This is a genomic window from Hungatella sp. (assembly GCF_046966825.1).
Window position 1 is genome coordinate 1 of record NZ_JBKVCZ010000214.1, and the last position, 7036, is coordinate 7036.

General features: G+C 49.6%; 5 protein-coding genes, 1 pseudogene and 1 other annotated feature. All 6 genes and pseudogenes read right to left on the reverse strand.

Going from position 1 to position 7036, the window contains the following annotated elements; all coding sequences use genetic code 11:
- Positions 1-107: 107 nt before the first annotated feature.
- Positions 108-336, reverse strand: a binding site (T-box leader).
- Positions 337-423: 87 nt separating this feature from the next.
- The gene (locus ACLTD4_RS32230; RefSeq protein ID WP_117621651.1) at positions 424-1527 is read right to left on the reverse strand and encodes a DUF2185 domain-containing protein; all 1104 of its coding nucleotides are present in this window, start codon (positions 1525-1527) and stop codon (positions 424-426) included.
- A gap of 89 nt (positions 1528-1616) precedes the next feature.
- Positions 1617-2969 (reverse strand): permease prefix domain 1-containing protein, encoded by a 1353-nt coding sequence (locus tag ACLTD4_RS32235; RefSeq protein ID WP_117621650.1) that lies wholly within the window; start codon positions 2967-2969, stop codon positions 1617-1619.
- 162 nt (positions 2970-3131) lie between these two features.
- Positions 3132-3458 (reverse strand): annotated as a pseudogene (locus tag ACLTD4_RS32240) (PadR family transcriptional regulator); the annotation flags it as partial.
- 277 nt (positions 3459-3735) lie between these two features.
- A complete protein-coding gene (locus tag ACLTD4_RS32245; RefSeq protein ID WP_117621648.1) occupies positions 3736-4548 on the reverse strand; it encodes a hypothetical protein in 813 nt (270 codons plus the stop codon).
- On the reverse strand, positions 4545-5768 hold the full coding sequence (locus ACLTD4_RS32250) for a DUF5716 family protein (protein WP_055657187.1): 1224 nt from the start codon (positions 5766-5768) through the stop codon (positions 4545-4547). The genes ACLTD4_RS32245 and ACLTD4_RS32250 overlap by 4 nt, the downstream gene beginning before the upstream one ends.
- A gap of 15 nt (positions 5769-5783) precedes the next feature.
- Positions 5784-7036 (reverse strand): DUF5717 family protein (locus tag ACLTD4_RS32255; RefSeq protein ID WP_412331895.1); only part of this gene is annotated, 1253 nt, incomplete at its 5' end.

The window sequence follows — 7036 nt, forward strand, 5'->3', positions numbered from 1 at the left end:
TCAGCGGCCATACTTCCTTAGCGCGGAGTGCGCATCCTCCCGGAGGGTTTTTATTCATAGACCGAACTTCCTGTGAAATAAAAAAAAGCCCTCTGCATGTATTCCATGCAAAGGGCGAACAATCCGCGGTACCACCTTTTTTCCTGCGGCAGTCTGCGCCACAGCTCTCACGGTCTTTAACGCAAACCACGCGTGAGCGCCTACTGAACACCACCGTATTTCAGCACTCCGGTTCCAAAGCTACCTTCCGCACACACTTCCTTAACCATCTTTCAGCCGGTGAATGGTTTTCTCTGTCAGGGTTATGAACGTACTCCTCTTCTTCATTACCTTTTTTCTTTATGGTGATATCATAGAGGTTTTTTCAGCATTTGTCAACCCCTGTGAATCAGGTGCCGAAAAGTTCTGGTCATTTCTCTATTCTCAATTCCCTCCGTTCACACCGGCATCCACATAGAATTCCCCATCGTCACCGCGGAAAAATGCCATGCCCGCGGGGGCGTCAAGCAGCGGAATGATATCGGGATCATAGTTTGCCACCGTATTCAGATCATAGAGTCCGAAATGCCCGCTGTCCTCGCAGTATTCCCGGTCTTCCGATCCCTCATAGAATATCCATCCACTGTCCTCCGGGTGTTCCTCCTGCGGCTCATTACGTACCATATAGCCCACTTTGGCGCCTTCCACCATAATCTTATCGGTGGCGATTCCAAACTGGCCGCTCTCCAGCAGCGGCTTTATCTCTTCCGCCTTCATGAAGAACTTCTTACGCCGCGGAAGCTCCGGCATGGGAACGTCGTAGGCCTCCGGGTCGATAAAACGGATCACTAGACACGCCTTGTCCCCATTTTCGTCAAACCCCCAGTAACCGCTGTACGCACCGTCTCCGAAACCACTGGTAAAGAGAATCAGGTTTTCATCGCTTCCCGGCGGACACCAGTCCATATAATCGCCGTCCTCCCTCTGATATCGGGGATACTGTTCGGCATAAGCCTTCATGGCCTCCGCAAAGCAGTCGTCATAGAGATTTTTGTCCGGATTCTCCCCGCGCCACTCTTTTATAAAATCATCGTAAACGACAGATACAGCCCTGTCACAGATACAGGCCAGACCCGTATCCACACCGAACATGGCAAATACTCCCGGTTTATCTTTATCTTCAATCGTATAGCCCTGAGGCATGGCCAGTTCATAGCGGACCGGCGTCTTTCCGTTCACGTCCAGTTTCGCCGCCAGGAAGCGGAATCCAAAGACCGGATGATCAATCACTGACAGCGATACCGGATAGCTCCCCGGCTCCACCGTCTCCTCCAGCGTACAGGAATATTTCGTATTTATGTAGCAGAGCGGATCTCCAATCTCGATCCTGCCGGTCTTTAGCCGCACCTCTCCGATCGTCAGCTGTTCATACGCTCCTGCACGGTCAAACAGCGCATTGAGCCCCGCAGCTTCCGGTTCCTGTTTCATAAGCTCCAAGTTCTTTTTAAATATCTCCTGAAATACGTTCTGCCATATATTATCACCCATAGCGTCCTCCTGTCTGAACGTTTCGTTTTCTGTATCGCCGTTCAGGTTCTATACGCCTTAGTGTATCATAACATGTCACTTTTTTCCACTTACGATTCCAGCCGTTCCAGCCGTATTTTCCATTTTCCCCGGGTTCCATGTCTTTCGGAAACAATATCCTTGTTTCTGTAGACGCTGAGAATCAGTCCGAGCAATATGTAATTCACCAGGGTACTCTGCCCTCCGTATGACAGAAACGGAATCGTCATGGGCTCTACCAGCGGTACGCCGAAGTTGGCCGCCACATAGACAATCATCTGAATTGTCAGAACCACGGAGCACGCCGTTCCGACGAGAAACCCAAGGCGGTTCTTCTGTCTCCACGATATGGAAAACGCCTTCACCGCCGTGGCGGCAAGTATGCACAGCATGGCGGTTCCGGCCACAATACCGTATTTGGCAAAAACAAAGAAAACAACGTAGTCGCAGTTTAAAAACTTCATTGCCTTCGGCACAGGTGCTGCCGATGAGCCAAACATTTGAAAACTGGAGACAGACTCCTGAAGATAGGGAATAATCCCTCCATTGGAGTTGTAATGAAGCATATCCGGGCCGAAAATGGACTGAAGCCTGATCATCTGGTACGTATGCAATACTCCCAGGTCCGTTCCCTTCCAGTAAAGAAGGAGGAGGGTGAGCACAGGTACGGCAATAAGAGCTGCTATGGTCCGGGCCTTTTTGACATGGAAGAATCCTTTCCATACGGCAATAAGCAGAAGCAGGAAACAGCCGCCGGCGAGCTCCAGACTCCCATGTACCATTATCGTCTTCAGTCCCATGAAAAACGGCATGAAGCTTAAGAGATAGCAGACAGCTACCGCTCCGTATCCCTTTGTCCGGAATCTATAAAGCACTCCCGCATAGAGAGGCAGGAACAGAGTCAGATAATTATAGATTCTCACTTTCCCCATGATTACGACGTGTGTATTTGCAATGATAAATATGACAGCGAAGTAACCAAACCACAGAAGGAGGGGATACCGGCCAAGTATCGTGTAATCGACGATATAGACTGCGGCAAGAACCGCGAGTCCCGCGACAGTAAAAAAGCACTGACGTTTCCAGAAATAGTCTGCAAGATCGCCGGAAATGCCGCCGAACAGTCCGGTATAGCATGTCATATACTGAAGCGCGAGGCCTAACGCGCTTAACAGAAGCACCAGAATGAGGAATTTCCACTCCAGATGCGGCCGGTGAATCCGGTTCAGGGCAGTTCCCGTCTCTATGGGATCTCCCATCTGGCGGACCGCCTCTCTCTTCGCCTCAGAAGGCGTCATGCCATCAGCCTCATAGGCATCAGACTGTTCCTGCACATGGTTTTCCAGCTCCTCCCTGACCATGATCCTGGCCTTTTTACAGCGGATCTGCTCCGATACGGTATCGAGATATTCAGACAGTTCCATAGACGGCACCTCCTAGTACTGCGTTGCATAAATAGCTGAGTTATAGTGCCTGATATCTGCGTCAGGTGTGCGTCCGCGAAGCGACGGCGTAGTGGACCCTACGTCTAGCTTCGTGGGCGTGCTCCTGGCGTAGATAGCTGGTACTATAGCGCAGGGATTTATGCAATGCAGTGCTAGTACTCCGGATACTGCTCCGGCATATTGCTTCCACTCCTCTTCCTTCCCTTTCAGGTAACGCTTTCCCTCTCCGGTGATGCTGTAATACTTGCGTACCTTTCCGGAAGCGTCCTCTTCATAGGAAGTCAAATATCCCTTCTGTTCCAGGGAATGCAGGAGGGGATACAGGGTTCCCGCCTTCAGTTCGAATACGTCGTTGGATTTCTTCCGCAGATTTTCTATCATCTCATATCCGTACATGTCTTTTTCTGTTAGAAGTTTTAGAAGAAGCATGGTGGTACTGCCTGAGATCAGGCTTTTGTCGATGGGCATGGGGGTACCTCACTTTCTTTTTTTTGAGTTTTTATATAGGTGATCTATATATATCGATTATCTATATAATAGTTGATGGCAGAGAAGATGTCAAGAGAGAACTGCCCTGTTTATATGAAATTGATCGTGCTGCCCGCTGGCCCGCAGTGGCCGCTCGATTCCGCTTCGCTCCATCTCGCTGACGGGCGTTCGCCCTATGAAAAAAGACATCGGCAAATTTACTTTTGTGCTAGCACAACGTAAATTTGCCGATGTCTTTTTTCGCACTGCTCAGTGCTTATATCATGTTTCGGTACTCTCCCTTCCAGCCTTTGACCAGTTCGGAAGCACCTTTCATTCTTTTAATCGGATCTTTTAAGAATAGTTCGTCTAATTTTTCTAAGCTTTCCACCTTCTGCGCCGCTTCTTCTGCCTTCTTCATATCTTCATCCCATACCGCTTTTACATCTTCCGTAATCAATGTGCGGTATCTGTCTTTTAATACCAGATTGGGGTTCCATTTGGATAAATAATAGATTCGCTTTAATACGTCTCCGCTCTTTGCTAAATCAAACGACTTCTGATACGCCCGATAGGCCTTCTCCATGGAAAATAAACGCGCATAGGAAGCTCCCAGATTGTTGTATATCTTCGCAAAAAAGGCGTCGTCTGTTGAAGACTCCTTTGGCATCTCTAAGATTCCTTCGTATTCTGCTACGGCTTTGCCGTACTGCTTTCTCGTGAAGAGGTAGTCGGCTTTAGCTTTGGCGAATTCGGGCGGGGTCATTTTTCTGTAGTTTTCGATCTTTTGACGGAAATGTTTGATTTCGGCTGCGTTGTAGTAGTCACATTCCGTCAGGATTAAAAACAGGAGCTCATCGGTGTCTTCTCCGCTCTGCTGCCATTTTTCCAGCTTGGCCGCCATAAAGCCCATCTCCAGCTCGCCGCGGATGAATTCGATCAGATGGTCATCCACGAAATCATCCAGTACCAGAAGCGGATTATGGTAGATCACATAGCAAAGCTCCTGGGAGGAATAAAGATGGACTCCCAGGCCCTCGAAATAAAAAGGATGTTTTACCGGCTCCTGCCGGCATAGTATCAGGCTCATATCATGACCTCTTGTCTGACTACGGCGTCTGAGGCCGGGAACAGTTCTCCAAAGCCCTTGTCCTTAAGCACCACCGCCATCGTCTTCTCATCTAAAAATCCCACGCTGATCCCCACACGCGTCGTTCTCTCCGGCCGTTTCGGGAATCCCTCGAGCGGAATCTTTACCAGTTTTTTCTGCTTCGGATCCATGGGGGTTACTAAAAACTCTACGTAGTCCTGGTTATCCACGATCAAATCCACACTGCTTCTCGACTCATACCAGTTGTCACCGGCAGCCGCCACGATCAGCTGGCTCTCTCGGTTCTTGTGCAGCACCTTCATCGAAATCGTCGAATGAAGCCGCCCCTCGCAGACACAGATAAAGGGGTAAGACGTCTTTTCATGGAGGTAATCCATGCCCTTAAAAGCGGCGCCCCTGGCAAACAGCTCCTGGTCCATGTAGACCTTTCGCCTGGAACAGAGAAGCTTCATGAAATCTCCCGCCCAGTCCTGCCGCTCAAAGCCTTTTCCTGTCAGGAAAATGGAAGAAAACAGTTTCTTGGATAGCAGCCGCTCCGCACAGGAACTGAGGATCTTATCCGCCAGCTTTCCGCCGGAAGGGGTATTCAAAATATCGAGATTAAAGCTCTCCTCCAGCGCCTCATCCTCGGCCACCACAGTCATCTGCTTCATCCCGCGCTGAACCTTTAATTCGTGGTAATGGAGCGAATCCTCTGATAAATCAAAGACCGCTACCTGATTGTTCCATACTTCCTTCTTCTGGCTCAGAACGTAGTAGACAAAGCCTTCCGTATGGCTGATGATGTGCACCCGGTCCCTGGGTATCTCTAAGTAATCCGCACAGTACATCAGCGCGTCCATCAGCTTGACCTCCACCTTTTCCAGTGTGATCACCAGCTCCTTTACCTCATCGGAGAAAAATTCCTCCCTGGCCAGCGCCAGTATTTTCTTTAGATAGATCTTAAGCAGGGTGGTGCCCTCGTATTTCACGCCTCCCAGCGTGGCGGTACCGTCCTTCATGACCATCTTTATAAGCTTGTCTACGATAATGCCTTCCCCCACCAGGGTGTATGCGTAAGCTTCTTCCCCCACATACCACTCGTCATCATCCTTCTTCCGGCAGATGACCGTCGGCAGGCACCACGTCTTTTCACGTTCGTGACAGCACAGCCTGGTATAGGCATCACATAAATCAAGTCCAATTATCAATCCGTCCATCGACAATCCCCTTATCTACATCAGTGGAAATAATTCTTCCGCGGCAGCATTCTTTGTTAAATACTCCCGCATCCGTTTTTTGAGCCCTTCTTCGTCCTTTAAACTCAGACACAGGCTCATTTCATTTAAACAGGCAAATCTGCTTTCCGAATCACCGGCCGCCGATGCAGCGTCACAGCTGACGCTTCCTTCTTTTTTCAGCACCCACTTGCCGTCTTCCAGTTCACTGATCCGGTACTCCATGATTTCCCCTTCAAAAAGGACCTTCTTCTTTACGAAAATCCCCTGGTACGTCCTTCCAATATCCTCGCAGTGGTATTCCTCCTCATCCGGCAGAATCCGGACCTCAAAATCGATCCGCGCGTTCCTGTCTGAATGATACTGGATCATGGCCTTGTCCATGATATCCTCCGGCATGGGAACGTATTTCGCCAGCTTCTTGAAATACGGGAATACCAGTCCCGCCTCCAGGAGAACCGCTGTCGTGATCTTTAACAGCTCCTTCTGCTCCTCTTCCAGCGAGGAAAGCTCGGAATAGTATTTGGTCAGAGCCAGCAGATAGATCGTCGGTATCCTCTCTTTGTCTGCGGAGCCGTTGACCGCGCCTTCCAGATAGGCGAAAACCTTGTCATCCGGAGTCTTGTCATCAAGGAAATACTCCGAGCTCTTAATTGTAAAATATGCCCGGACGATGTTGTCACTCGTCTTCTTTTTGTTCATATAGAGGCTGAATACCCGGTCTATGGTTTCCGTGCATCCGGAAAACATCATCTGTGCGACCAGACGCTCCTCAAGATCATACGTCTCCACATGCTCGGAAATGCCCTGCAGGAGTATGCGGTACATCTGATTCGTCAGACCGTTGTAGTGCTCGCAGAGGTAATCCAGAATGACGCTGTCGCTCATGCCTTCCAGAAATACGCGGTACGACAGGTGGAGAAGCAGCGGATCTTCATCAAAAAGATTCTGAAGAATCATCTTGGTACACAGCTTTAAAAGCCGCTTGCTCTGAATCTCCTCGCAGCCGAATTCCCGTATCATATCGAAGGCTTCCTCGACATAATTGCGGTTGATTAAGGTCTCACAGATTCCCAGGCGTTCTTCCTTCGTAAGCAGACGCTTGTCGAGGCGCACCAGATAAGCGCCTCCCTCTGTGCTGTCTTCACTCACCGGATGAAGAGGAGAGTCTCCCTCTTTCACGTTCGATGGAATGCCCGGCATATTCTGGTAATACTCTCTGATTCTGGAAAGAAGGAGTCTCTGATACA

Bases quoted from the DNA above. Each gene is read 5' to 3' on its own strand.
- ACLTD4_RS32230 (WP_117621651.1), bottom strand. From the start codon at position 1,527: ATGGGTGATAATATATGGCAGAACGTATTTCAGGAGATATTTAAAAAG.
- ACLTD4_RS32235 (WP_117621650.1), bottom strand. From the start codon at position 2,969: ATGGAACTGTCTGAATATCTCGATACCGTATCGGAGCAGATCCGCTGT.
- ACLTD4_RS32245 (WP_117621648.1), bottom strand. From the start codon at position 4,548: ATGAGCCTGATACTATGCCGGCAGGAGCCGGTAAAACATCCTTTTTAT.
- ACLTD4_RS32250 (WP_055657187.1), bottom strand. From the start codon at position 5,768: ATGGACGGATTGATAATTGGACTTGATTTATGTGATGCCTATACCAGG.